Annotated in this window: 22 protein-coding genes; 19 read left to right on the top strand and 3 right to left on the bottom strand. The window is 67.9% G+C overall.

The genetic code is table 11. The features are described 5' to 3' along the window. Positions 1-118 precede the first annotated feature (118 nt). The 8 genes from ACQUSX_RS03310 to ACQUSX_RS03275 all read left to right on the top strand — a co-directional run bounded on the left by ACQUSX_RS03310 (position 119) and on the right by ACQUSX_RS03275 (position 10,158). Entirely contained in the window at positions 119-1,342 is a 1,224-nt protein-coding gene (locus tag ACQUSX_RS03310; protein ID WP_428905539.1) for an MFS transporter, read from the top strand. Positions 1,343-1,387: 45 nt separating this feature from the next. Continuing rightward, entirely contained in the window at positions 1,388-2,800 is a 1,413-nt protein-coding gene (locus ACQUSX_RS03305; RefSeq protein WP_428905538.1) for an alpha,alpha-trehalose-phosphate synthase (UDP-forming), read from the top strand. Beyond that, positions 2,797-3,594: a trehalose-phosphatase gene (gene otsB / locus ACQUSX_RS03300; protein WP_428905537.1), complete on the top strand. Its 798-nt coding sequence runs from the start codon at positions 2,797-2,799 to the stop codon at positions 3,592-3,594. The genes ACQUSX_RS03305 and otsB overlap by 4 nt, the downstream gene beginning before the upstream one ends. Positions 3,595-3,603: 9 nt before the next feature. Further along, positions 3,604-5,337 carry a dihydroxy-acid dehydratase gene (gene ilvD, locus ACQUSX_RS03295; protein WP_428905536.1) on the top strand — a complete coding sequence of 578 codons (1,734 nt, stop codon included), beginning with the start codon at positions 3,604-3,606 and terminating at the stop codon, positions 5,335-5,337. A gap of 45 nt (positions 5,338-5,382) precedes the next feature. Then, positions 5,383-7,185 (top strand): acetolactate synthase large subunit, encoded by a 1,803-nt coding sequence (locus ACQUSX_RS03290; RefSeq protein WP_428905535.1) that lies wholly within the window; start codon positions 5,383-5,385, stop codon positions 7,183-7,185. A 3-nt stretch (positions 7,186-7,188) separates the two neighbouring features. Continuing rightward, entirely contained in the window at positions 7,189-7,698 is a 510-nt protein-coding gene (ilvN, locus tag ACQUSX_RS03285) for an acetolactate synthase small subunit (protein ID WP_428905534.1), read from the top strand. A gap of 42 nt (positions 7,699-7,740) precedes the next feature. Next, positions 7,741-8,769 carry a ketol-acid reductoisomerase gene (gene ilvC / locus ACQUSX_RS03280; RefSeq protein WP_428905533.1) on the top strand — a complete coding sequence of 343 codons (1,029 nt, stop codon included), beginning with the start codon at positions 7,741-7,743 and terminating at the stop codon, positions 8,767-8,769. Between the two features lie 108 nt (positions 8,770-8,877). Beyond that, the gene (locus tag ACQUSX_RS03275; protein WP_428905532.1) at positions 8,878-10,158 is read left to right on the top strand and encodes an alpha-L-fucosidase; all 1,281 of its coding nucleotides are present in this window, start codon (positions 8,878-8,880) and stop codon (positions 10,156-10,158) included. Here ACQUSX_RS03275 and ACQUSX_RS03270 read toward each other — a convergent pair. After that, entirely contained in the window at positions 10,151-11,302 is a 1,152-nt protein-coding gene (locus ACQUSX_RS03270; RefSeq protein WP_428905531.1) for an ROK family transcriptional regulator, read from the bottom strand. The two genes, ACQUSX_RS03275 and ACQUSX_RS03270, sit on opposite strands and share 8 nt — an antisense overlap. Before the next feature lie 184 nt (positions 11,303-11,486). On the opposite strand from ACQUSX_RS03270, the gene ACQUSX_RS03265 reads away from it, so the two are divergent. Genes ACQUSX_RS03265 through ACQUSX_RS03235 form a run of 7 tightly spaced genes read left to right on the top strand, consistent with a single transcriptional unit; the run spans position 11,487 to position 19,239 of the window. Then, the gene (locus ACQUSX_RS03265; protein WP_428905530.1) at positions 11,487-12,746 is read left to right on the top strand and encodes an ABC transporter substrate-binding protein; all 1,260 of its coding nucleotides are present in this window, start codon (positions 11,487-11,489) and stop codon (positions 12,744-12,746) included. Between the two features lie 28 nt (positions 12,747-12,774). Then, positions 12,775-13,686, top strand: a complete 912-nt coding sequence (locus ACQUSX_RS03260; protein ID WP_428905529.1) for a carbohydrate ABC transporter permease — start codon at positions 12,775-12,777, stop codon at positions 13,684-13,686. Beyond that, positions 13,676-14,605, top strand: coding sequence for a carbohydrate ABC transporter permease (locus ACQUSX_RS03255; protein ID WP_428905528.1), 930 nt, complete (start codon positions 13,676-13,678; stop codon positions 14,603-14,605). The genes ACQUSX_RS03260 and ACQUSX_RS03255 overlap by 11 nt, the downstream gene beginning before the upstream one ends. Positions 14,606-14,612: 7 nt before the next feature. Next, a complete protein-coding gene (locus ACQUSX_RS03250) occupies positions 14,613-15,554 on the top strand; it encodes an ROK family protein (protein ID WP_428905527.1) in 942 nt (313 codons plus the stop codon). Between the two features lie 24 nt (positions 15,555-15,578). Next, positions 15,579-17,153: a M81 family metallopeptidase gene (locus ACQUSX_RS03245; protein WP_428905526.1), complete on the top strand. Its 1,575-nt coding sequence runs from the start codon at positions 15,579-15,581 to the stop codon at positions 17,151-17,153. A gap of 2 nt (positions 17,154-17,155) precedes the next feature. Next, complete coding sequence (locus ACQUSX_RS03240; RefSeq protein WP_428905525.1) at positions 17,156-18,499, top strand: alpha-L-fucosidase; 1,344 nt, start codon at positions 17,156-17,158, stop codon at positions 18,497-18,499. Then, positions 18,496-19,239, top strand: coding sequence for a copper homeostasis protein CutC (locus ACQUSX_RS03235; protein WP_428905524.1), 744 nt, complete (start codon positions 18,496-18,498; stop codon positions 19,237-19,239). Before ACQUSX_RS03240 ends, ACQUSX_RS03235 begins: the two co-directional genes overlap by 4 nt. 12 nt (positions 19,240-19,251) lie before the next feature. Here the strand turns inward: ACQUSX_RS03235 and ACQUSX_RS03230 are convergent, their stop codons facing one another. Further along, the gene (locus ACQUSX_RS03230) at positions 19,252-20,175 is read right to left on the bottom strand and encodes a hypothetical protein (protein ID WP_428905523.1); all 924 of its coding nucleotides are present in this window, start codon (positions 20,173-20,175) and stop codon (positions 19,252-19,254) included. A gap of 70 nt (positions 20,176-20,245) precedes the next feature. Between ACQUSX_RS03230 and ACQUSX_RS03225 the strand changes: the two genes are divergently transcribed. The 3 genes from ACQUSX_RS03225 to serA all read left to right on the top strand — a co-directional run bounded on the left by ACQUSX_RS03225 (position 20,246) and on the right by serA (position 22,847). Beyond that, positions 20,246-20,764, top strand: a complete 519-nt coding sequence (locus ACQUSX_RS03225) for a hypothetical protein (protein WP_428905522.1) — start codon at positions 20,246-20,248, stop codon at positions 20,762-20,764. Further along, the gene (locus tag ACQUSX_RS03220) at positions 20,761-21,099 is read left to right on the top strand and encodes a hypothetical protein (protein WP_428905521.1); all 339 of its coding nucleotides are present in this window, start codon (positions 20,761-20,763) and stop codon (positions 21,097-21,099) included. The genes ACQUSX_RS03225 and ACQUSX_RS03220 overlap by 4 nt, the downstream gene beginning before the upstream one ends. A 128-nt stretch (positions 21,100-21,227) precedes the next feature. Continuing rightward, complete coding sequence (gene serA, locus ACQUSX_RS03215; protein WP_428905520.1) at positions 21,228-22,847, top strand: phosphoglycerate dehydrogenase; 1,620 nt, start codon at positions 21,228-21,230, stop codon at positions 22,845-22,847. 4 nt (positions 22,848-22,851) lie between these two features. On the opposite strand, the gene ACQUSX_RS03210 is transcribed toward serA, so the two are convergent. After that, positions 22,852-23,445: a TetR/AcrR family transcriptional regulator gene (locus ACQUSX_RS03210; RefSeq protein WP_428905519.1), complete on the bottom strand. Its 594-nt coding sequence runs from the start codon at positions 23,443-23,445 to the stop codon at positions 22,852-22,854. Between the two features lie 81 nt (positions 23,446-23,526). Here ACQUSX_RS03210 and ACQUSX_RS03205 point away from each other — a divergent pair, with 81 nt between their 5' ends. Beyond that, positions 23,527-25,068 (top strand): MFS transporter, encoded by a 1,542-nt coding sequence (locus ACQUSX_RS03205; RefSeq protein WP_428905518.1) that lies wholly within the window; start codon positions 23,527-23,529, stop codon positions 25,066-25,068. Positions 25,069-25,127 lie beyond the last annotated feature (59 nt).

Raw genomic sequence — 25,127 nt, 5'->3', positions numbered from 1 at the left:
GAGTGCGCGGATTACTCCGGTAGGGTTGACAGCAGATCCTGCTGTGTATCTACCGGCCGTCGACTCCTCGACGGATATCGGCGGCACCTTATCCCCGCGCGATGCGCGTGTGAGAGCCATGACACAGAACTCCTCCTCGGCGCCCGGGCTTCTGAAGCTCGTCGGCGTCCCGTATTTCGTCGTCGCGTTCATCGCGCGACTTCCGTTCGCCATGATGGTCGTCGGCGTGCTGACGATGGTCGTCACGGCGCGCGGCTCGCTGTCGCTCGGCGGCCTCGCATCCGCCGCGGTCGGAGCGGGCACCGCCCTGATCGGGCCGTTCCTCGGCGCCGCCGCCGACAGGTACGGCCAGCGCCCTGTGCTCATCGTCTCGGCGGTGCTGAACGCCGCGATGCTCGCCGCGTTCGCGGGCGTCGTCTACAGCCCGCTCGGCGAGGCCGTCGTCCTGGTCGCCGGCTTCGCGATCGGCGCCACCGCGCCGCAGGTGTCGCCGATGTCGCGTTCGCGTCTGGTCACCATCATCGACGATCGGATGCTGCCCGCACAGCGGGTCAGGACGACATCGGCGACCATGTCGTACGAGTCCGCCGCCGATGAGACCGTGTTCGTGTTCGGTCCGTTCCTGGTCGGGATCCTGGCATCCTTCATCGCACCGTGGGCGCCGATCGTGCTCGCCTCGCTGCTGACGTTGATCTTCGTCGGCGCGTTCGCGCTGCATCCGACCGGACGGCACGTCTCAGCATCCCGCGGCGTCGACGGCGCGGCGCCCTCTGCCGTGTCGGAGCTCTTCCGCATCCGTCTGCTCGTCGTCGTCCTCGGCATCTTCGGGGTCGGCCTGCTCTTCGGCGCGACGCTCACCTCGCTCACCGCGTTCATGGCCGATCGAGGCGCCGCAGAGCAGGCCGGTCTGCTCTACGGCGTGATGGGGATCGGCTCCGCGATCCTGGCACTGGGCGTCGCCTGGCTGCCGCCGCGCTTCACACTGGCCGCGCGCTGGCTGGTGTTCGGGAGCATCCTGCTCATCGGCGCCGGGCTGGTGGCGACCGCCTCGTCGGTCGGGATGATGATCCTCGCGCTCGCCATCATGGGGATCGGGGTCGGCCCGACGCTGGTCACCCAGTACAGCCTCGGTGCTGCGCGGAGCCCGCTCGGACGCTCTGCCACCGTCATGACGATGCTGGGCTCGGGTGTCGTGGTCGGCCAGGCGCTCGCGTCAGCCGTGACCGGCGAGCTCGGCGAGAGCATCGGCACCGCAGCGGCTCTGCTGATGCCGCTCGTCGCCGCCGGGATCGTCTTCGCCACGGGGCTCGCGAATCGCCTGATGACGCCGATCCAGCGGTGACCGTGCGCACTCGGTAGCCTGGAGGGACCGAGCAGAGGAGTCCCCGTGACCGCCGCAGAGTTCGTCGTCGTCGCCAATCGTCTTCCGGTCGACCGGATCATCACACCCGAGGGCGAGGAGATCTGGCGCACGTCACCCGGTGGTCTTGTCGCTGCTCTCGAGCCGATGATGCGCAGCGTCGACGGCGCCTGGGTCGGCTGGGCCGGGCAGGCCGATCTCGACATCCCGCCCTTCGAGGCCGACGGCATCCGCCTGCTGCCCGTGGTGCTCAGCGAGCAGGAGGTCGAGGAGTACTACGAGGGCTTCTCCAACGACACGATCTGGCCGCTGTACCACGATGTGATCGCACCGCCGCAGTACCACCGCGAATGGTGGGAGGCGTACGTCACGGTGAACCTGCGCTTCGCTGAAGCGGCGGCATCCGCAGTCGCGGAGGGCGGCACGGTGTGGGTGCACGACTATCAGCTGCAGCTCGTGCCCGAGATGGTGCGCAGCCTGCGCCCGGACGTCACGATCGGGTACTTCCACCACATCCCGTTCCCGGCTCATGGCCTATACGCCCAGCTGCCGTGGCGCGATCAGGTGCTGCGCGGTCTGCTCGGAGCGGACGTGATCGGGTTCCAGCGCGCGCAGGATGCGGCGAACTTCCTCGCGGCGGCCAAGCGCCGGCTCGGCCACGAGACGAAGGCCACGACGATAACGCTGCCCGATGGCCGCACGCCGCTGGTGAAGGCCTTCCCGATCTCGATCGACACGACGCCCTACCGCGAGCTTGCGCAGCGGCCGGACATCCGGGCACGAGCGCTGGAGATCCGTGAGGGACTCGGCAACCCGAAGCGCATCCTGCTCGGCGTCGACCGGCTCGATTACACCAAGGGCATCCGGCACCGCATCAAGGCCTATGGCGAGCTGCTCGATCAGGGGCGCATCTCTGTCGAGGACGCCGCTTTCATCCAGGTCGCGAGCCCCAGCCGTGAGCGCGTGGACGCCTACATGCAGCTGCGTGACGAGGTCGAACTCGCCATAGGACGCATCAACGGCGACCACGACACGCTCGGCCATACCGCGATCCGCTATCTCCATCAGGGCTTCCCGCGCGAGGAGATGGTCGCCATGTATCTCGCGGCCGACGTCATGCTCGTGACGGCACTGCGAGACGGCATGAATCTCGTCGCCAAGGAGTACATCGCCACGCGCGCCGACAACCGCGGAGTGCTGGTGCTCAGCGAGTTCACCGGCGCGGCGGACGAGCTGCGTCAGGCGGTGCGCGTCAATCCCCACGACATCGAGGGGATGAAGGATGCCATCATGAGCGCCATCGAGATGCCGCGTCACGAGCAGTCCAAGCGCATGCGCTCGCTGCGCAAGCGCGTTCTCGAACACGACGTCAACGCGTGGTCGCGCTCATTCCTGACGGCGCTCGAACACGCCGGACGCCACCGGAGGGGAAGCCGATGACCCGCTCCTGGGATCCGGCGGCATCCGACCCCGCCGTCTCGGCGATCGCGCGCACGCCCCGTCTGCTGGTCGCGCTCGATTTCGACGGCACCGCCTCAGAGCTCGTCGCCGAACCGATGACCGCGCGCGCCGTGCCGGCCGTGGCGGATGCCGTCGACCGGCTCGCGTCGCTGCCCGACACGACCGTCGCGTTCGTCTCCGGCCGCAGCCTGGTGCATCTGCGCGAGATCGCCGAGCACACCGACTCCTCGCACATCGTGCTCTCCGGCTCGCATGGTGCGCAGTACTGGTATCCCGGGCACGGGGAGCAGGACGTCGAGCCGACGGCCGAGGAGCAGTCGCTGCGCGATGCGCTTATCGACGAGCTGGCGCCGCTGATCGCCGAGTTCCCGGGCGTCGAGGTGGAGAAGAAGACCTTCGGCATCGGCATCCACGGCCGGCCGGCGACGCCGGAGGTGGAACAGGCCGCGTTCTCGCGCGTTGACGAGGTGTTCGCGCAGCGCGCGCGGCACTGGCGGCGCCGCACCGGGGACCGCATCCTGGAGTTCTCGTCCCGCGCCGAGGGCAAGGACACCGCGATCGCCGCGCTGCGCGAGCGAACCGGAGCGACCGGCGTGCTGTTCGCCGGCGACGACGTCACCGACGAGGACGCCCTGCGCGCTCTCGGCCACGGCGATCTCGGGGTCCGCGTGGGTGCAGGCGAGAGCGCGGCGGCCATTCGTGTGGAGAACCCACAGCAGATCGCGGCACTCCTGGTCGTCATCGCGGAGGAACGGGCCGCCAGTCGGGAATAGACTGCCCTCATGTCCTCCCGTGAAGCTCATTCCGGCGCGCCCGCCGGATCCGCAGATATCGATATCAAGCCACGCAGCCGAGTCGTCACCGACGGCATCGAGGCGACCACGTCGCGCGGCATGCTCCGTGCCGTGGGCATGGGCGATGCTGACTGGGACAAGCCTCAGATCGGCATCGCGTCGAGCTGGAACGAGATCACCCCGTGCAACCTGAGCCTCGACCGGCTCGCGCAGGGCGCCAAGGAGGGCGTGCACTCGGGCGGCGGCTATCCGCTGCAGTTCGGCACCATCTCGGTGTCCGACGGCATCTCGATGGGCCACGAGGGCATGCACTTCTCGCTGGTGTCGCGCGAGGTCATCGCCGACTCCGTCGAGACGGTCATGATGGCCGAGCGCCTCGACGGCAGCGTTCTGCTGGCGGGATGCGACAAGTCGATCCCCGGCATGCTGATGGCCAGCGCACGCCTGGGTCTGTCGAGCGTGTTCCTGTACGCCGGCTCCATCGCGCCCGGCTGGGTCAAGCTCTCGGACGGCACCGAGAAGGAGATCACCATCATCGACTCGTTCGAGGGTGTCGGCGCCTGCCGTGCCGGTCGGATGACAGAAGAGGACCTCAAGCGCATCGAGTGCGCGTTCGCGCCGGGTGAGGGCGCCTGCGGCGGCATGTACACCGCCAACACGATGGCATCCGTCGCCGAGGCGCTGGGTCTGAGCCTGCCGGGCTCCGCCGCACCGCCCTCGGCCGACCGGCGCCGCGACTACTTCGCGCACCGCTCCGGCGAGGCCGTCGTCAACCTGCTGCGCCAGGGCATCACCACGAAGGACATCCTGACCAAGGAATCGTTCGAGAACGCGATCGCACTGGCGATGGCGCTCGGCGGATCGACCAACGTCGTGCTGCACCTGCTCGCCATCGCTCGCGAGGCCGGCATCGAGCTGAGCCTGCACGACTTCAACCGCATCGGCGACAAGACGCCGCACATCGCCGACATGAAGCCGTTCGGCAACTACGTCATGAACGACGTCGACCGCCACGGCGGCATCCCGGTCGTCATGAAGGCGATGCTCGACGAGGGGCTCATCCACGGCGACGCGCTCACCGTCACCGGCAAGACCGTCGCCGAGAACCTGCGCGAGCTGAACCCGGACCCGGTGGACGGCGACGTCATCCACACCTTCGACAACCCGATCCACGCCTCCGGCGGAATCACGATCCTGCACGGCTCGATGGCACCCGAGGGCGCCGTGGTGAAGTCGGCGGGCTTCGACGCCGATGTCTTCGAGGGACCGGCTCGCGTGTTCGAGCGCGAGCGGGCGGCGATGGATGCCCTTGCCGAGGGCAAGATCAACGCGGGCGACGTGGTGGTGATCCGCTACGAGGGTCCGAAGGGCGGGCCCGGCATGCGCGAGATGCTCGCGATCACGGGTGCCATCAAGGGCGCGGGCCTCGGAAAAGATGTACTACTCTTGACGGACGGACGATTCTCAGGCGGCACAACCGGCCTGTGCATCGGCCACATAGCACCCGAAGCGGTGGACGCAGGTCCTATCGCCTTCGTGCGCGATGGTGATCTGATACGGGTCGATATCGCGGCTCGCTCCCTCGAGCTACTCGTCGAGGAGGCAGAGCTGAACTCCCGCCGCTCTGGCTGGGAGCCGCTTCCCCCGCGCTATACCCGTGGCGTCCTCGCCAAGTACTCCCGACTCGTGCGCTCCGCTGCGGAGGGCGCGACGACCGGTTGAGTACGGGTTCGCGGACATTCGACTCGACGATCATCAAGGACTGACATGACTGCTGATTCCGCTCCGGCCGTGCCCCGGCCACCCGCACGCGCCTCCTCGGCGCCCGAGATCTCGGGAGCCGAGGCGGTCGTCCGCTCACTCGAGAACCTCGGGGTGACCGACGTCTTCGGCATCCCCGGCGGTGCCATCATGCCGGTCTACGACCCGCTGATGGACGCCTCGGGGCTCCGCCACGTGCTCGTCCGCCACGAACAGGGCGCGGGACACGCAGCCGAGGGCTACGCCTCGGCGACGGGCAAGGTGGGTGTCTGCATCGCGACGTCCGGTCCCGGCGCCACCAACCTCGTCACCGCCATCGCCGATGCGTACATGGACTCGGTGCCGCTGGTCGCGATCACCGGCCAGGTGTTCTCCACGCTGATGGGCACGGATGCCTTCCAGGAGGCGGACATCGTCGGCATCACGATGCCGGTGACCAAGCACTCCTTCCTGGTGCGCCGTGCCGAGGACATCCCCGGAGCGCTCGCAGCCGCGTTCGAGATCGCCTCGACCGGCCGCCCCGGTCCCGTGCTCGTGGACATCACGAAGGACGCGCAGCAGGATGTCGTCCCGTTCAACTGGCCGCCCAGGATCGACCTGCCCGGCTACCGTCCGGTCACCAAGGCGCACGGCAAGCAGATCCAGGCTGCCGCGGCGCTGCTCGCCACGGCGAAGAAGCCCGTGCTGTATGTGGGCGGCGGCGTGATCCGCGCTCACGCGGCGCCGGAGCTGCTCACGCTGGCGGAGTCCACCGGCGCTCCGGTCGTGACCACGCTGATGGCGCGCGGCGCATTTCCCGACTCGCACCCGCAGCATCTCGGCATGCCGGGCATGCACGGCACGGTGCCGGCGGTGCTGGCGCTGCAGGAGTCGGACCTCATCGTCTCGCTCGGTGCGCGGTTCGATGACCGGGTCACCGGGAAGGCCGCGCTGTTCGCGCCGGGTGCGAAGGTCGTGCATGTCGACATCGACCCCGCTGAGATCTCGAAGATCCGCACGGCGGACGTGCCGATCGTGGGCGATGTCCGCGATGTGCTCGTCGACCTCGACACCGCGTTCCGCGGGGTGACCGCCGGAGCCAAGCCCGACACCGAGGAGTGGTGGTCGTACCTCGACGGGCTGAAGTCGGAGTTCCCCCTCGGCTACGCCCCGACCGAGGACGGCCTGCTCGCGCCGCAGTACGTGATCCAGCGCATCGGCGAGCTGACCGGCCCCGAGGCGATCTACGCCGCCGGCGTCGGCCAGCACCAGATGTGGGCGGCTCAGTTCATCAAGTACGAGCGCCCGAACTCCTGGCTGAACTCCGGCGGGGCGGGCACGATGGGCTATTCGGTCCCGGCCGCCATGGGCGCCAAGGTCGCCGAGCCCGACCGCGTGGTCTGGTCGATCGACGGCGACGGATGCTTCCAGATGACCAATCAGGAGCTCGCCACCTGCGCGATCAACAACATCCCGATCAAGGTCGCGATCATCAACAACTCCTCGCTCGGCATGGTGCGTCAGTGGCAGACCCTGTTCTACGACGGACGCCACTCGAACACCGACCTCAACACCGGGCACGGAACCGCGCGCATCCCCGATTTCGTCAAGCTCGCCGAGGCCTACGGCTGCCTCGCGATCCGGGTGGAGAAGGAGGAGGACGTGGATGCCGCGATCCAGACCGCCCTGGAGACCAACGACCGCCCCGTCGTGATCGACTTCGTCGTGAGCGCGGATGCCATGGTCTGGCCGATGGTGCCTCAGGGCGTCAGCAACAGCTACGTCCAGTACGCACGTGACCACGCGCCCGCGTTCGATGAGGAGATCTGAGCCATGTCGACACACGTGCTGAGCCTGCTGGTGGAGAACACCCCTGGTCTGCTGACCCGCGTCGCCGGCCTCTTCGCCCGTCGCGGATTCAACATCGAGTCGCTCGCCGTCGGCGTGACGGAGGTGCCCGGCATCTCGCGGATCACCGTCGTCGTCGACGTCGACGCCCTCCCGCTCGAGCAGGTCACGAAGCAGCTCAACAAACTGGTCAACGTGATCAAGATCGTCGAACTCGAGTCCTCGTCGTCGGTGCAGCGTGAGCACATGCTCGTCAAGGTCCGCACCGACAACAACACCCGCTCGAACGTGCTGGAGGTCGTGAACCTCTTCCGAGCCTCGGTGGTCGACTACGCGCCCGATGCTCTGGTGATCGAGGTCACCGGGGATCAGGGCAAGGTGCAGGCGCTGCTGAGGGCACTCGAGCCGTTCGGCATCAAGGAGCTGGCACAGTCGGGTCTGCTCGCCATCGGCCGCGGCGGCAAGAGCATCACCGAGCGCGTCCTGCGCGGCTGACCCACCGAAACTTCACAAACCACAACCAAGGAGAAACACACCGTGAGCACCGAGATCTTCTACGACGACGACGCTGACCTCTCGATCATCCAGGGCAAGAAGGTCGCGATCGTCGGCTACGGCTCGCAGGGGCACGCACACGCGATGAACCTTCGCGATTCGGGCGTCGAGGTCACGATCGCCCTCAAGGAGGGCTCGAAGTCGATCGCCAAGGCCGAAGAGGCCGGCTTCCCGGTCAAGAACGTCGCGGACGCGACGGAATGGGCCGACGTCATCATGATCCTCGCGCCGGACCAGCACCAGCGCACCATCTACAACGAGTCGATCAAGGACCGCCTGACGCCGGGCAAGGCGCTCGCCTTCGCGCACGGCTTCAACATCCGCTTCGGCTACATCGACGCGCCCGAGGGCGTCGACGTGATCCTCGTCGCGCCGAAGGCTCCCGGCCACACCGTGCGTCGCGAGTTCGTCGCCGGCCGTGGCATCCCGGACATCATCGCCGTCGAGCGCGATGCCTCCGGTTCCGCCTGGGCGCTGGCGCTGTCGTACGCGAAGGCGATCGGCGGCACCCGTGCCGGCGTCATCAAGACGACCTTCACCGAAGAGACCGAGACCGACCTGTTCGGCGAGCAGGCCGTGCTGTGCGGTGGCGTGAGCCACCTGGTGCAGGCCGGATTCGAGACGCTGACCGAGGCGGGCTACCAGCCGCAGATCGCCTACTTCGAGGTGCTGCACGAGCTGAAGCTGATCGTCGACCTGATGTGGGAGGGCGGCATCGCCAAGCAGCGCTGGTCGATCTCCGACACGGCCGAGTTCGGTGACTACGTCTCTGGGCCGCGCGTCATCGATGCGAGCGTCAAGGAGCGCATGCAGGGCGTGCTGGCCGACATCCAGTCGGGCGCGTTCGCGAAGCGCTTCATCGACGACCAGGACAACGGCGCCGAGGAGTTCCTCGCCCTTCGCGAGAAGGAGCAGGGCCACCCGATCGAGGTGACCGGCAAGGAGCTGCGCTCGCTGTTCGCGTGGAAGCAGGCCGACGAAGACTACGTCGAGGGCTCGGCCGCTCGCTGACCCTCCGCTCTCAAGAACGGGCGTCCCTGATCGGGGCGCCCGTTCTTCTTTTCACGCGCACTTCTTTGCACCCGCACAGACATCCGATGTCTATGCCAGACTTGAGTCATGCGACAGCAATGGTTCGATGACGCCCGTTTCGGCATGTTCGTGCACTTCGGAATCTACAGCGTGGCGGCGCGCCATGAATGGGTGCAGAACTACGAGCGCCTCACCGAGGAGGAGTACCGTCCCTACTTCGCGAACTTCGATCCCGATCTGTTCGACGCCGGTGAGATCGCGCGCACGGCGAAGGCGTCGGGGATGGGCTACGTCGTGCTCACGACCAAGCATCACGACGGGTTCTGCCTGTTCGACACGAAGCTCACCGACTTCACCTCCGTCACGGCGTGCGATCGCGATCTGGTCCGCGAGTACGTCGACGCGCTGCGCGCAGAGGGACTGAAGGTGGGGTTTTATCATTCGCTGATCGACTGGCGCCACCCCGACTTCACCATCGACTGGGTGCACCCGCGCCGCGACGATGAGAATGCCGCAGCGCTGAACGAGGGCCGCGACATGGACCGTTACCGGGCTTACCTTCACGGGCAGGTGCGTGAGCTGCTGACGAACTATGGCGAGATCGACTACCTGTTCTTCGACTTCAACTACCCCGAGCACAAGGACGGCTGGGACGGCAAGGGGCCGAAGGAGTGGGGTTCTGAGGAGCTGCTGGCCATGTGCCGCGAGCTGCAGCCGAACATGCTCGTGAACGACCGGCTCGGCATCCCCGCCGATTTCGTCACCCCCGAGCAGTACCAGCCGACGTCGCCGCTGATGGCCGATGGCGAGGCGCAGGTGTGGGAGGCCTGCCAGACGCTGAACGGCTCATGGGGCTACCACCGCGACAACACGGAGCAGAAGTCATCCACGCTGCTCGTGCAGATGCTCGCTGATTCCGTGTCGATGGACGGCAACATGCTGCTGAACATCGGACCGGATGGGCGTGGCGCCATCGCACCGCGCGACGCGCGCACCCTGCGGGAGATCGGCGAATGGATGCGATTGCATCGCCAGGCGATAGTCGGCGCGGGCCACGCGTCGTTCAGCCCGCCACGCGAGGGCGTCTACACGCGCCGCGGCGACAAGCTCTACCTGCACCTGTTCAGCTGGCCACTCGGCTTCGTGCACTTGCCCGAACTCGCGGGCGAGGTCTCATTCGCCCGCCTGCTGAATGACGGCTCGTGGCTGAAGACCTCGGTGACAGACCCGGATCAGCAGGCATCGCACATGACGCCTGCCGGCGAGGCGTCGGGCACGCTGACAATGCACCTGCCGGTGCGTCGTCCCGACGTGCTGGTGCCCGTGATCGAGCTCACACTGGCTGCGGGCGAGCAGCTGCTCAGGTGATCGACGTCGCGATCTCGACGTTGTCGAGCGCGAACCGTGCTGCGCCGTGCAGGATCGCATCGGCGCCGGTGACAGCCGCTTCGATGCGCAGCGTCTGCGTGGCCAGAGGATGGCAGGCTTCATAGACCCGGCTGCGCACCGCGGCGATGAATGGCTCGGATGCGCTCATGCTGCCCGTGAGGAAGACGGCGTGAGGGTTGAAGAAGTTCACGACGCCCGACAGCGCCTGGCCGAGGTGCGTTCCGGCGGTGCGCACGAGTGTCGTCGCGACGGGATCTGCATCGCGGGCCAGCATCAGCACATCCGTCGTCGTGGTGACGTCATCGCGGCCGCGTTCGTGCATCTGGCGCACCAGGCTCGCGCCGCTCGCGACCGTCTCCAGGCAGCCGGTGTTGCCGCACGAGCACGGGATGTCGCCGCTCCCGTCGATGCGGGTATGCGTTATGTCGCCGGCAGCCGACGTCGCGCCACGATGCACATCGCCGGCGACGATGAGCCCACTGCCGATCGCCGTGCCGGCCTTGACGGTGATGCTGTGGCCGGTGGAGCCGAACTGTGCACGGTGCTCGCCGAGCGCGGCCAGGTTGGCGTCGTTGTCGACCATGACGGGTACACCGAGGCGCTCCCGCAGGCGCTCACCGACGCGGAAGCCCGGCCAGCCCGGCATGCGCGACGGCTGGTCGACGGATCCGGTGCGGACGTCGACGGGGCCGGGCAGACCGACTCCGACAGCGTGCAGCTGCTGGCCTTCGGTGAGCTCGCCCAGGACGGCGCAGATCGCGTCCAGGGTCGGCGCGGGCCCGTCGGCGAGATCGATGTCGAGGGTTCGGGTGAGCTCCAGCGCGCCGCTGAGCCCGTGCCTGCCGATCCGGGCGTGACCGCCGCCGAGGTCCACCGAGAGGATCACGCCGCCGTCCGGCGCGATGCGCAGAACGCGCGGTCGTCGTCCGCCGCGGGACGCTCCGTCGCCGGCTTCCTGCAGCAGACCGGAATCGAGCAGCGTCTGCACCCGCAGGCCGACGGTCGACGGGGCGACTCCGAGGTGTGCGGCGAGTTCGCTGCGTGAACGTGCTTCACCGCGTGCAACGAGATCGAGGATCTGTCGTGCGGCGGCATCTTCCGCGCGATCAGTGGCTGTGCTCATGGTGTCGCTTTCTGGGGCCGGTGCTCGTCAGATTATCGGGAACACCGGTCCCCGCGTTCGAGCGGGAAAGATCGGATGTTCAAGTTGCGGCGCGATACGAATTATGACAGCGTATCTTCGTACAACGAGACACTAAGTTGTTTCGACTCCCGAATCAAATCACTTTTCCGCGAGGAGACATTCAATGAAGAAGATGCGTGTGGGCGCAGTCGTCGCAATCACCGGCGTCGCAGTCGCACTGACTGGCTGCAGCAGTGCAGGCGGCGGTGGCGGAGCAGCGGACGGTGACACGATCGTCGTGGACATGTGGGCCGGCAGCGAGGATGACACTGCCGCGCTTCAGGCCCAGATCGACGTCGTGAAGGAGCAGAACCCCGACATCAAGGTCGAGCTGCGCACGGCTCCCTGGGGAGACTTCTTCACGAAGCTGACCACGAACATGGCATCCGGCAACATGGCCTGCGTGACGGGCATGAACTCCGGCATGCTCGCCAGCTACACCTCGGGCTTCGCAAAGCTCACCGACGACGATCTCGCAACGGCAGGGCTTGAGGCATCCGACTTCGCCGAAGGCAGCCTCGACATCCTCTCCAACAAGGGCGAGCTGTACGGCCTGCCGTTCGACGTCTCGACCATGCTCGCGTACTACAACGAGGACCAGCTCACCGCAGCGGGCGCCGACATCCCCGAGATCGGCTGGTCGTTCGACGACTTCGAAGACATCGCCAAGACGGCGACCACCGGTGGCAAGCACGGCTTCGGCATCGGCATGGGCGACTTCCAGTGGCAGGCGCTCCCGATCGCGAAGAGCGGCGTGCAGCCGGTGTCGAAGGACGGCACCCTCCAGCTCACCGATCCGGCCTTCGTCGAAGCGGCGGAATGGTATGCCGGCCTGGTGACCGACCAGAAGGTCGCGGCGCCCGTGGCATCCGCTTCGGACGGCGGCTGGGGCGAGAACCAGTTCACCAGCGAGAACGCGGCGATGGCGGTGGACGGCACCTGGAACGCCGTCGGCTACCTCGACAACGAAGCCGGCTTCAAAGCCGGGCTGGTCCCGCTGCCCGCGGGCGAGAACGGCGACCTCAGCCTCATCCTCGGCTCGGGCTACGGCATCGCCGAGGGCTGCGAGAACAAGGAGGACGCGCTGAAGGTGCTCGGCTCGCTGCTCAGCAAGGACTCGCAGGACTACATCGCCTCGTCCGGCCGCAGCTACCCGGCGCGTGCCGAGAGCCAGCCGCTGTACTTCGAGTCGATCGATGAGGAGCACCGCGAGCAGGTCAAGGCGGCATTCGACGCGGCGTTCGCGAACGTCGAGGGCCAGTACGTCTCCGACAACTGGGCCAAGGTCGGCACGTTCATCCAGCCGTCCCTGGTGAGCGTCTACAACGACCAGGAGCCGATGACGGCTGTGCTCGAGTCGGCTCAGCAGCAGTTCGGCAACTGACAACCACACCCCACAGAAACAGCGAGAGATGACCATCACGAATGCGGCGAAGCGCCGCTCGGGGTCGCTCACCAAGGTCGAGGCGCGCCAGGCGCTGGGTTTCGCAAGCCCAGCCCTGGTGGGCCTCGCCCTCTTCACGATCGTGCCGGTCGTCTTGTCCATCGCGATGAGCTTCTTCGACTGGCCGACCTTCGGTGAGCGCACCTTCAACGGCGGAGCGAACTACCTGCGCCTCTTCGAGGACCCCAACTTCCTGCCTGCGCTGTGCAACACCCTCGTGTTCACGCTGCTGTACGTGCCGTTGAGCGTCGTGTTCTCGCTCGCCCTCGCCATCGGTCTCGGTCCGCGCATTCGTGGTCGCGGTGCGCTGCGCGTGCTGTTCTTCATTCCGGTCGTCACGCCTATGGTGGCCAACGTCCTCGTCTGGAAGATGCTGCTGCAGCCGCAGGGACTCTTCAACGGTCTCGCGCAGAGCTGGTTCGGCGTCGAGCTGCCGAACTTCCTCGCCGACAAGAACTGGGCGATGATCATGGTCGTCATCATGAGCGTCTGGCAGGGCATCGGCTACAACATGCTGATCTTCTCGGCCGCGCTGGAGCAGCTGCCCGAGAGCGTCATGGAAGCCGCGAGCATCGACGGTGCCCGAGGCCTGCGCATGACGTGGAGCATCATGGTGCCGATGATCTCCCCGGCGATCTTCTTCGCCACCATCATGACGATGATCACCTCGCTGCAGGTCTTCGTCCAACCGCAGATGCTCACCGGAGGCGGACCCGGCAACGCCACACTTCCGCTGGTGATGTGGATCTACAACCAGGGCTTCAAGTTCCAGGACCTCGGCCTCGCCGCCGCGGGGGCGTGGATCCTGTTCGCGCTGATCATCACGGTCACCGCCATCCAGTTCAAGGCGCAGAAGAGGTGGGTGCACTATGAGCACTGACATTGCAGAATCCGCCACCCGCGCGCTGATCGCCGTCGACGGTGACGAGCACGTCGAGGTTGAACGGCGGACAGGACGAGCACCGATGACACCGTGGGCACGGGTCCGCCTCGTCCTCGCCCACGTCACGATCTACATGGCCGCGGCGCTGTTCATGCTGCCGCTGGTGTACGCCTTCTTCTCGGCACTCAAGCCCAACGGCGAGATGTTCGCCATGCCGCCGTCGCTGTTCGGCTCGGAGATCCGGTGGTCGAACTTCGCCGAGGTGTTCGAGTTCGGCCCGTTCTGGACGTACATCGGCAACTCGCTGTTCACCTCCGTCGCCGGCACACTGGTGGTGCTGGTCGTCTCGACGACGGCGGGCTACGCATTCGGACGGCTGCGCTGGAAGGGCCGCGACGCCGTATTCGTGCTCTTCCTGGCGACGCTCATGGTGCCCGCCGAGGTGCTGGTCATCCCCATGTTCCAGGTGATGCAGTGGTTCGGCTGGGTCGACACGTACCAGGCCCTGATCTTCCCGTTCGCGTTCGGCGCCTTCGGCACGTTCCTGATGCGGCAGTTCTTCCGTGGCATCCCGTACGAGCTCGAAGAGGCCGCCCGCGTCGATGGCGCAGGGCCGCTGCGCACCTTCCTGCAGATCATCCTCCCGCTGTCGAAGTCAGCGATCGCAGTGCTCGCGGTCTTCACCTTCCTGTCGTTCTGGAACGCCTATCTGTGGCCTCTCATCGTCACGGTCGACTACAACACGCTCGGCACTCTGCCCGTCGGTCTGGCGAGCTTCTCCGGGCTGACCGGCACCCGCTGGGACCTGCAGATGGCAGCATCCATCATCTCGATGATCCCGACCACGCTTCTCGTGATCGTGCTCCAGAAGCACCTGGTCAAGGGCATCGCCATGGCCGGCCTCGGAGGGCGCTGAGTTCACGATGACACATCATCAGGGCACAACCATGCCCGCCGGGGACGACTCCGTCCTCGTCGGGATCGACATCGGCGGCACCAAGATCGCGGTGCTGGTCTGTGACGATGAGCGACGCGTCCTGCGCCGCGGCGAGGTGGCGGCACCCGCCGCCGAGGGAGGTCGGGCGATGGCGGACGCTGCGGCCGCACTGGTGCGCACCCTCACCGACGGATTCACCGTGCGTGCGGTCGGCGTCGGGGCGGCCGGCGTCATCGACCACGACACCGGTACGATCCGCGCCGCATCAGCGACGTTCACCGACTGGGTGGGATTCCCTCTCGCAACCGAGCTGGCTCAGCGGCTCGGCTGCGCGGTCACCGTCGAGAACGACGTGAACGCGTTCCTGCTCGGCGAGGCCGAGGATCAGGAGAGCGACGTGCTCGGCGTCATGCTCGGCACCGGCGTCGGCGGGGCACTGATCATGCGGGGTGAGCTTCGCCGTGGGCCGCATGGCGCGGCCGGAGAGATCGGGCACACTCCCGGATATAGCGACCTGGTGTGCACGTGCGGTCAGACCGGGCATCTCGAGACGCTCGCCTCCGGCACGTCGATCGCTCGGCGGTACGAGCAGCGTGCCGGACGCAGCGTCGGGGGTTCGCGGGAGGTCGCGGATCTGGCCGATGCCGGCGACGCGGATGCCAAGGCGGTGTTCCGCGACGCGGGCCGGGCGCTCGCCCTGGCATGCTCGAGTGCCGCGACGCTGCTTGACGTGTCCCAGGCGGTCATCGGCGGCGGCGTCTCACACGCGTGGCATCTGCTGCAGCCGGGTATCGACGACGCGCTTCGCACGGACGCGCCCATCACGGGCATCCCGCTGCAGATCCGTCCTGCGACGCACGGTGCCGATGCCGTCGCCCTCGGGGCGATCGCATCCGCACGCACTCTCGCGCTTGCCCCCGTGGCCTGATCCGTTCCGAGTAGAAAGAGAATCATGACCGACCTTCTCGACGCCAGCCAGATCTGGATGGGGCCACTGCCGGCGCGGCACGCGGATGGTCTTGCCGTCCCGCGCGTCGGCATCGCCGGAATCTCCATCGAATCCAGCACCTTCTCGCCGCACGTCTCGGGCGACGAGGCGTTCACGATCCGGACCGGCGACGACCTCATCGGGTACTACCCGTTCCTCGATGATGGGCGAGAGCTTCGTGAGGCCGCGCAGTGGACGCCGATCTATCACGGTCGATCGCTGCCGGGTGGTGCTGTGGCACCCGAGACCTACCGCCGGATGAAGGATGCCATCGTGAACGGCATCCGCGACAGCATCCAGCAGTCCGGTCCCTTCGACGGCTTCTTCTTCGACATCCACGGCGCGATGAGCGTGATCGGCATGCAGGACGCCGAGGGCGATCTCGCGAAGGCCGTCCGCGAGGCGCTCGGGCCCGACACGCTCATCTCGTCCTCGATGGACCTGCACGGCAACGTGTCGGAGGTGCTGCGCGATGAGGTCGACATGCTCACCTGCTACCGCATGGCTCCGCACGAGGACTGGCTGAACACCAAGGAGCGCGCGGTGTGGAACCTGCTCGCGCGCCTGCGCGGTGCGCATGGCGCCGACCCGCTGCTGCGCCGCCCGCAGCGGGCATGGGTGCCTGTGCCGGTGCTGCTGCCCGGCGAGAAGACCAGCACGCGTCTTGAGCCCGCGGCAGGCATCTACGCCGAGCTGCCGGGCATCGAGGCGATGGACGGAGTGATCGACGCGTCGATCTGGATCGGCTACGCCTGGGCGGATGAGCCGCGCTGCCAGGCGTATGTGATGGTGATGGGCGACGACGAGCGCGTCATCGCCCGCGAGGCCGAGCGCGTGGCGCGGATGTTCTGGGACGCGCGCGAGGACTTCGTCTTCGTCGCGCCCACCGCCACGCTCGAAGGCGCGCTCGCGAAGGCGCTCGCACCGGACGCGGCCCGCCCGTACGTTATCTCGGACTCGGGCGACAACCCGACCGCCGGGGGAGCGGGTGATGTCACCTGGACGCTCACCGAGCTGCTGAAGCGCCCCGAGCTCGTGGACGGCTCGCGCACGACCCTGGTCGCGTCGATCTTCGACGCGGATGCTGTGGAGGCCGCTCGTCAGGCCGGCGTGGGCGCGTCGGTGTCGCTCATGGTCGGCGCCCGCGTCGATTCCGGTCCGGCCGGGCCGGTGCAGATCACCGGTGAGGTCTTCTCGCTCACCGAGGGGGATGCCGATGCCGGACCGCAGGCGGTCATCGTCGTCGGCGGCCTGCATGCGATCATCACCTCGCGTCGCAAGCCGTTCCATCACCTGGATGACTTCCGCATGCTGGGGCTGGATCCCGAGGCGGCCGATATCGTCGTGGTGAAGATCGGCTACCTGGAGCCGGAGCTGTACGAACTCGCGGCGGACTGGACGCTCGCCCTGACCCCGGGCGGCGTCGACCAGGATCTGCTGCGCCTCGGCCATCACGACCTCGCGCCGGGCGTCTACCCGTTCGACACCACCGGCAACCCCTCACTCACAGCGCACGTGAGCCGACGACAGGAGAGCTGAGCATGCTGAACTTCGAGACCCGCACCGGCCCCGACTTCGGCGCCGCCGCACCGACCTACCCCGCGCAGGGGGTGCCGGAGTGGTACCGCGACGCGAAGCTCGGCTTCTTCGTGCACTGGGGGCTCTACTCGGTGCCGGCCTGGGCCGTGCAGCACGGCGAGGGAGTGAACATCCCCGCCGAGGACGCCTACGCCTGGCATCAGTACGCCGAGTGGTACGGCAACACCGTGCGCATCGCCGGAAGCCCGACGTGGGAGCGGCACCAGCAGGTGTACGGCCCTGGCACCTCGTACGAGGATCTCGCCGACCTGTGGGATGCGTCGGCGTTCGACGCGGATGCGTTCGTCGGCGAACTCGTCGGAGCGGGAGCCAAGTACGTGATCCCGACCACGAAGCACCACGAGGGATTCTGTCTGTGGGACACGGCGACCACGGGCTTCAACTCGGCTGCCCGCGGACCGAAGCGCGACCTGATCGGCGAGTTCCATGACGCCACCCGTCGCGCCGGCGCGAAGTTCGGCGTCTACTACTCCGGCGCCCTCGACTGGCACGTGAGCGACTTCCCGCCGATCGAGTCCGACACCGATCTGTTCCGCTTCCGCCGGCACGACGAGCACTTCTCGCGTTACTCCGCCGCGCAGCTGGACGAGCTGGTCGAGCGGTTCTCGCCGGACGTGCTCTGGAACGACATCGAGTGGCCAGACGGCGGCAAGGGGAACGACGAGTACGCCGTCGCGGCACTGCTGAACCGCTATTTCGACGCCGTTCCCGAAGGCGTCGTCAACGATCGCTGGGGCGTGCCATACCACGGGTTCCTCACGCGCGAATATCGCCACATTCCCGGCATCCTCGAGCAGCCGTGGGAGTCCACGCGCGGTCTCGGCTACTCGTTCGGCTTCAATCAGGCCGAGGACGACCGCCACTCGCTTTCGGGCGAAGAGCTGATCCGGATGCTGGTCGACGTCGTCTCGAAGAACGGGAACCTGCTCATCAACGTCGGTCCCGCGGCCGACGGCTCGATCCCCGATCTGCAGCTCGCAGCGATGCGCGCGATGGGCGCATGGCTCGGCGAGAACGGCGACGCGATCTACGGCACGCGGCCGTGGATCCGCTTCGGCGAGCCACTCGCTCCCGTGAGGTACACGGCGTCATCGGCCGGCGTGCACGTGCACGCGATCGATCCGTCTGCCGGTGAGGTGCCGCTGCCGGCGGAACTGGCCGGCCGCGACGCCCGCTGGGCGGACGGCTCGGTCGCCGAGGTCGCTCCGACGCCCAACGGTGTCGGCTCGCTGGTCATCCCCGACCGGCTGCGCGGCTCGGCCGTCGCCGTCGCCACAGTCGCGTGACGTCACTCGTGCAGCTCGAGATCGCCGTACAGGATGCCACCGGCGCCCGCACCGCATTCACCGCGGGCGCGGACCGGGTGGAGCTGTGCCAGGGCCTCGCCGAGACCGGTGGCCTCACGCCGTCGGCGGGCACCATCGACGCCGTACTCGACGCGGCCGGCAGCGCAGAGCGGGTAGCTGTGCTCGTTCGGCCACGCCCCGGTGGCTTCGTGTATGACGCGGACGAGATTGCTCTGGTCGCCGCCGACGTGCGGGAGATCGTGCGCCGTGGCGCGGGCGGAGTGGTCGTCGGGGCGCTGGATGCCGACGGTCGGATCGATTCCGAGGCGATCAGACGCTGGATCGATGCCGCGCAGGGCGCCGAGGTCACCTACCATCGCGCGATCGACACACTCGACGATCCGGTGACGGTGATCGACGAGCTGGCAGAGCTCGGCATCCGCCGGGTGCTGACCAGCGGCGGCGCGACGCGCAGCATCGACGGGCTGGGGACGATCGATGCGCTCGTGGGCCAGTCCGACGGGCGGGTGCAGATCATGCCGGGCGGGGGAGTGCGCGTGGAGGACATCCAGGCGCTCGCCTCTGCAGGGGTGGACGCCGTGCACCTGTCCGCCCGCCGTCGCTCACGCGACACGTCGCCCAGCGGCCCCGGCGGGGGTGCTGCCGGCTTCGATGTGACCGATTCCGAGATCGTCGCTGCGGCACGTGCCGCCCTCACGCGGGCGATCTCCCGCCCGTAGCGGCGACGCCGCTCACTCGCCCGCGGGCGCGTCCTCGATCTCGATCGGGGCCTCGCCGTCGGTCCACACCGGCGCAGGCAGCGTCACGGCCTCACCGGCCTGGATCGCGCGCAGGGCGTCGGTGATCTCGTCGGAGTTCTCCGGAACGGGCTGGCCGCACTTCTGCAGCTCCGAGACGAACTTCAGCGTGAGACGGCTCTTTCCGGCCTCCACGGCCTCGGCCGTGGTGCCGTACTGGATCTCGCTGCCGGTCTGGATGTCCGAGACTGTGTCGCACACGTGGTACACCTCGCCTCCGGCCACCCAGGTCACCTCGTCCGCGCCCAGCAGCATGATCACGGCCGACTGGTCGGCGGTGTACTGCTCGACCGACGGCGGGTCGAAGTCAGTGCCGATGAACACCGCGACCGCCGCGAGCACGATCCCCAGGATGCCTGCGGTGGCCTTCTGGCCCTTGTCCATGTCCTTGTTCAGGAAGATCAGGATCACCAGAGGCAGGAAAGCGATGATCGCGATGATCGCGCCGAGCTGGTTCTGCACGAAGAAGCGCACCTTGTCGGATCTGCGGGCGGGGTCGAGGCGGTTCGCCTTCTTCCACAGCACCGATCCGGTGATGGCGAGAGCGGCGATCACGACGAGCATCACCAGCAGCGTGATGAAGGCCCATTGCGGGAAGACGACCGACGCGCCCTGCTCCTGCACGAGACCGGTGTCAGGATCGCGGACGAGCTTTCCGCCGTCGCCGACGACCTCGCGCTGCGGCAGCAGCCAGAATATGGCGACCGCTTCGCCGGCGATGGCGATGATCCACAGCGTCATGGCGATCCATCGGAAGGTCGTCGCCTTCTTCTTGCCCGCGGCGGTCGGGGTCCATTCCCGTGCGCCTCCGCTTACCGGTTCATCGGAGCGGACGGTCTTCTCAGCGCTGTCGGCCACGCTTGCCTCCCAGGTGGTGTCGGCTCTGAGCCTAGTGGGCGACCGCGCGCGTCGTCGGTACTCTGGAACCATGAGTTCCGACCCCGAGGACGACGCCCTCAGCTGGGAAGGCGACGACGCACTCGATGCGCGACGCACCTCCCCACGCCCGCAGAAGCAGCACGACATCGCGTCGCCCGTTGACAAGCAGGCGGATGCCATGGCGCCGGCCTCCATCGACGCTCAGGTCGTGGCATCCGATGTCGACGTATCCGCCACCGACGCGACTGACGAGGACGACGCCTATCAGGGCACCGGCACCGCCGCATTGGTCGGCCTGGGCATCCTCGGCGGGATCTATCTGCTCTACACGGTCGGCTGGTTTCTCGGCGGCGCGGGGATGCAGGCCAAGGCGATGTTCATGCTGCCGGCGCCGCTGTACCTCGCGAGCCTGTGGATCGCGATCCTGGCGCCGGGCCTGTGGTTCGCGAGCGCGCTGGTGCTCACCCGCGGCGCCAAGACCTGGGTGCGCTTCACCGCACTCATCGTCGGAGCGCTGCTGCTGGTGCCGTGGCCCTTCGTCGTCGCCGGGGGAGGAGCAGCGCTGTGACCGACACCGCTCCATCGCGCGCCGCGATCGCATCCAGCCTGATCCGCGGCTTCCTCACCGGCCTGTTCGGGCTCGCCTACGCCTTCATCGTCTGGAACGCCACCTTCTACGTGATCCAGATGGCGCAGGCCGGTCTCAGCGGATACGGCTGGGTCGTGCTGCTCATGCCGGTCATCGTGCCGATGATCGTCTTCGTGGTCGCTCTCGCCCTCACCAGAAGGCGCTCGCTGGGTGTTCTCGTGCTGGTCATGTCCGCCGGGCTCGGACTCAGCGCGGTGTTCTGGCTCGACACTCTCAGCTACGCGCTGCGCAACGGCGCGTCGCTGCTGAGCTGAGTCCATCGCACGGCGTCCCACCGTCATCCGGCGCCGGCGCGCTGCGGTAAAGTGTGTCCCGATCGCGCCCCGACGGTGTGCGGCGCATCGGCTGAACTCACCCTGCCGCGCTGCCCCGAAGGATACCTGTGCCGAATCAGACTGCCATCAAGCCCGTCGTCCTCCTCGCCGAGGTTCTCTCGCCCGCGACGATCGAGGCGCTCGGGCCCGATTTCGACGTCCGCGATGTCGACGGCACCGACCGTGAGGCGCTGTTCGCCGCCCTGGCCGACGCGGACGCCGTGCTCGTGCGCTCCGCGACGCGCATCGACGCCGAGGCGCTCTCGCACGCCCCCAGGCTGAAGGTCGTCGCCCGCGCCGGCGTCGGGCTCGACAACGTCGACATCAAGGCCGCGACGACCGCGGGCGTCATGGTCGTGAACGCGCCCACGTCCAACATCGTCTCGGCGGCAGAGCTCACGGTCGGTCACATCCTCAGCCTCGCCCGTCGGATCCCCGCCGCGCACGCCTCGCTCTCGCAGGGCGCATGGAAGCGCAGCTCGTTCACCGGCGCCGAGCTCTTCGAGAAGACCGTCGGCATCATCGGCCTCGGGCGGATCGGCGCACTCGTCGCCGCACGGCTGAACGCCTTCGACATGCGCGTGATCGCGTACGACCCCTACGTCACCAGTGCGCGCGCCCAGCAGCTCGGCGTGCAGCTGGTCACGCTCGAAGAGCTGGTCGCCGAGGCCGACTTCCTCACGATCCACATGCCGAAGACCCCCGAGACGACGGGGATGATCGGCGCCGAGCAGTTCGCCGCCATGAAGCCGACCGCTTTCGTCGTCAACGTCGCACGCGGAGGCCTCATCGACGAGGCGGACCTGCACGAGGCGCTCGTCGCAGGCGAGATCGCGGGTGCGGGTCTGGACGTGTTCACCTCGGAGCCGCCCGCTGAGGACAGCACTGCGCGCGCATTGCTCGACCTGCCGAACGTCGTCGTTACCCCCCACCTCGGTGCCAGCACCGAGGAGGCGCAGGAGAAGGCCGGCGTGTCCGTCGCCCGGTCGGTGCGTCTCGCGCTCGGCGGAGACCTGGTGCCCGATGCCGTCAACGTCGCCGGCGGCGTCATCGACCCGTACGTGCGACCCGGCATCGCCCTGGTCGAGAAGCTCGGCCAGATCTTCTCCGCACTCGCCCAGGCGCCGCTGACCAGCCTCGACGTCGAAGTGCACGGCGAGCTGAACAACTACGACGTCAGCGTGCTGCGCCTCGCAGCGCTGAAGGGCGTGTTCACCAACATCGTCAGCGAGACGGTGTCGTACGTGAACGCTCCGCTGCTGGCGGAGCAGCGCGGCGTCGCCGTCCGCCTGCTGCAGGACGAGATCAGCGAGGAGTACCGCAACGTCATCACGCTGCGCGGTGCCCTGTCGGACGGCTCGCAGCTCGCGGTGTCCGGCACCCTTACCGGTCCGAAGCAGATCGAGAAACTCGTCGCGATCAACGAGCACGCGATCGAGCTGCCGATCGAGAAGCACCACGTCGTCATGCTCTACACCGACCGCCCCGGGATCGTGGCGGTCTATGGTCAGAAGTTCGGCGACGCCGGCATCAACATCGCGGGCATGCAGATCGCACGCCAGGCTGCCGGCGCGCAGGCGCTCAGCGCCTTGACCCTCGACTCGCCCGTCTCTGACGAGTTGCTCGAGGACGTCAGCGCCGCCATCGAGGCGGATCTGTTCCGTCAGATCGAGATCACCGAGGTCTGATCCCTCAGTCGTCAGACGCGGGCTCGGGCGTCACGAGAGCCCGCGTCGCGGCGTTCTGCACGAGCTCGACGAGCTGAGCGAGAGCCGCGCCGGTCGGCACGAGGTCGCCGAAGGGGCGCGGTTCGTCACCGGGGCTCATCAGCGAGTTGTTGAAGTAGAGGCCGTCGCTGAGCAGCATCACCAGATCGAGGGCGGTGTCGTCGCGGACGTGCGGGCGGATCGCCTCCGCCCACAGCCGGCGGGATTCGCGCAGAGCGTCGGATGCGGCGGTCGATCCGCCCTGTGCGAGACGGGTGACGGCGATGAGTGCCCTGTCCAGTGCGTCGTCCTCCATGACGGAGGTGCGCACATAGTAGGCGACCGGCCCTTCGGATGATCGACGCATCCGCGCGACGTCCTCGTCGGTGAGGGCCATCAGTCGCTGGATGATGCCTGCGACCAGATCTTCCTTCGAGGCGAAGTGGTAGAGCAGTCCGCCCTTCGAGACGCCGGCTGCCTTGGCCACGGCATCCAGAGTCGCGGCGCGCTCACCCTCGGCGATGAGGATGCTCTCGTAGGCATCGAGTACGCGCTCTCGGGCGAGCGGGGGACGGGCCATGTCTTCTCTCCTCGGCGTGCGATTCTGTGGACTGCTGTGTTACTGTACCATCCGGACGGTTCAGTAATCGAAAGGCTTCTCATGTCGACCGCGACGATCCGACTCTCCGCCGAGGACGGCCCGCGCGCAGGCATCCGAGGCTGGGCGGCCCTCGCCGTGCTCATGCTTCCGGTGCTGCTGGTATCGGTGGACAACACCGTGCTGAGCTTCGCGCTGCCCGAGATCTCGCTGGCGTTGCGCCCGACAGGGGCGGAGCAGCTGTGGATCATCGATGCGTACTCGCTCGTGCTCGCCGGCCTTCTGGTGACGATGGGCGTGCTGGGGGACCGCTTCGGGCGACGAAGGATGCTGTTCATCGGCGCCACCGGATTCGCGGTCGTATCCGTGCTCGCCGCCTTCGCCCCGTCGGCGGGAATGCTCATCGCCGCCCGCGCCGCGCTCGGCTTCTTCGGTGCGATGCTGATGCCGTCGACCCTGTCGCTGCTGCGCACGATCTTCCCCAACCGCGATCAGCGCAGGCTCGCTATCGCCGTCTGGGCATCCGCGTTCTCGGCAGGATCCGCGCTCGGCCCGGTGGTCGGCGGCTTCCTGCTCGAGCACTTCCCCTGGGGATCGGTGTTCCTGATCGCCGTGCCCGTGCTGATCCCGCTGCTCATCGGCGGATACTGGCTGCTGCCCGAGAGCAAGGACCCGAACCCGGGCCGGATCGACCCCCTGGGCATCCTGCTGTCGATGGCGGCGATGATCCCGGTCGTCTACGCGATCAAATCGTTCGCGGTCGACGGCCCGAACCTCCTCGCCGCAGCTCTGGTCCTCGTCGGCGCGGCCATGGGATACTTCTTCGTGCGTCGCCAGCTGCGCGCTGACGTGCCCATGCTCGACATGCGACTGTTCCGACGTGGCGGCTTCAGCGGAGCGATCCTGGTGAATCTGCTCAGCGTCATCGCGCTGGTCGGCTTCCTGTACTTCGTGCCGCAGCAGCTGCAGCTCGTGCTGGGACTGTCGCCGATGACCGCGGGGCTCGCCCTCGTGCCCGGTATGTCGATGATGATCGTCGCGGGGCTCAGCGTCGTCCCGATCTCTCGCAGGATCCCTCCGCACATAGTCGTGCCCGCCGCGCTGACGCTGTCCGTGCTGGGCTACGTGATCGTCGCGGCGACCGCGCAGCTGAACAGCGTCGCCTGGCTGATGGTGGCGTTCGTCGTGCTCGGCATGGGCATCGGGGCTGCCGAGACGATCTCCAACGAGCTGATCCTCGCCCACGCGCCCCCTGCGAAGGCGGGGGCCGCCAGCGCCGTATCCGAGACGGCCTACGAACTCGGCGCCGTGCTCGGCACTGCAGTCCTCGGCGGCATCATCACGGCTTTCTACCGCGGCGCGCTCGTCGTGCCCGACGGCGTGCCTGCCGAGGCCGCCGCGCAGGCGCGCGAGACGCTCGCCGGCGCCTACGCCGCGGCGCACGACCTGCCGGATGCCCTCGGGCAGACCCTCTGGCATGCCGCAGCGCTCGCGTTCGACAGCGGGATCGTCACGACGTCACTGATCGGCGCGCTGCTCGTGGCATCCGCCGGCGTGATCGCGGCCACGACCCTCCGGCCTCCGCGCCGGAAGCCGTCGCGCTGACATCCGTCATGCGGTGACTCGGCCCGCCGCTACGCTGGGAACAGCGTCTGTGGCGACCC

This window comes from Microbacterium alcoholitolerans (assembly GCF_050408615.1).
Taxonomy (GTDB): domain Bacteria; phylum Actinomycetota; class Actinomycetes; order Actinomycetales; family Microbacteriaceae; genus Microbacterium.
The sequence above is the reverse complement of the archived record's forward strand: the minus strand, read 5'-3'. Positions and strand labels throughout refer to the sequence as shown.

Bases quoted from the DNA above. Each gene is read 5' to 3' on its own strand.
- ACQUSX_RS03310 (WP_428905539.1), top strand. From the start codon at position 119: ATGACACAGAACTCCTCCTCGGCGCCCGGGCTTCTGAAGCTCGTCGGC.
- otsB (WP_428905537.1), top strand. From the start codon at position 2,797: ATGACCCGCTCCTGGGATCCGGCGGCATCCGACCCCGCCGTCTCGGCG.
- ilvD (WP_428905536.1), top strand. From the start codon at position 3,604: ATGTCCTCCCGTGAAGCTCATTCCGGCGCGCCCGCCGGATCCGCAGAT.
- ACQUSX_RS03290 (WP_428905535.1), top strand. From the start codon at position 5,383: ATGACTGCTGATTCCGCTCCGGCCGTGCCCCGGCCACCCGCACGCGCC.
- ilvN (WP_428905534.1), top strand. From the start codon at position 7,189: ATGTCGACACACGTGCTGAGCCTGCTGGTGGAGAACACCCCTGGTCTG.
- ACQUSX_RS03275 (WP_428905532.1), top strand. From the start codon at position 8,878: ATGCGACAGCAATGGTTCGATGACGCCCGTTTCGGCATGTTCGTGCAC.
- ACQUSX_RS03270 (WP_428905531.1), bottom strand. From the start codon at position 11,302: ATGAGCACAGCCACTGATCGCGCGGAAGATGCCGCCGCACGACAGATC.
- ACQUSX_RS03265 (WP_428905530.1), top strand. From the start codon at position 11,487: ATGAAGAAGATGCGTGTGGGCGCAGTCGTCGCAATCACCGGCGTCGCA.
- ACQUSX_RS03260 (WP_428905529.1), top strand. From the start codon at position 12,775: ATGACCATCACGAATGCGGCGAAGCGCCGCTCGGGGTCGCTCACCAAG.
- ACQUSX_RS03255 (WP_428905528.1), top strand. From the start codon at position 13,676: ATGAGCACTGACATTGCAGAATCCGCCACCCGCGCGCTGATCGCCGTC.
- ACQUSX_RS03250 (WP_428905527.1), top strand. From the start codon at position 14,613: ATGACACATCATCAGGGCACAACCATGCCCGCCGGGGACGACTCCGTC.
- ACQUSX_RS03245 (WP_428905526.1), top strand. From the start codon at position 15,579: ATGACCGACCTTCTCGACGCCAGCCAGATCTGGATGGGGCCACTGCCG.
- ACQUSX_RS03240 (WP_428905525.1), top strand. From the start codon at position 17,156: ATGCTGAACTTCGAGACCCGCACCGGCCCCGACTTCGGCGCCGCCGCA.
- ACQUSX_RS03225 (WP_428905522.1), top strand. From the start codon at position 20,246: ATGAGTTCCGACCCCGAGGACGACGCCCTCAGCTGGGAAGGCGACGAC.
- ACQUSX_RS03210 (WP_428905519.1), bottom strand. From the start codon at position 23,445: ATGGCCCGTCCCCCGCTCGCCCGAGAGCGCGTACTCGATGCCTACGAG.
- ACQUSX_RS03205 (WP_428905518.1), top strand. From the start codon at position 23,527: ATGTCGACCGCGACGATCCGACTCTCCGCCGAGGACGGCCCGCGCGCA.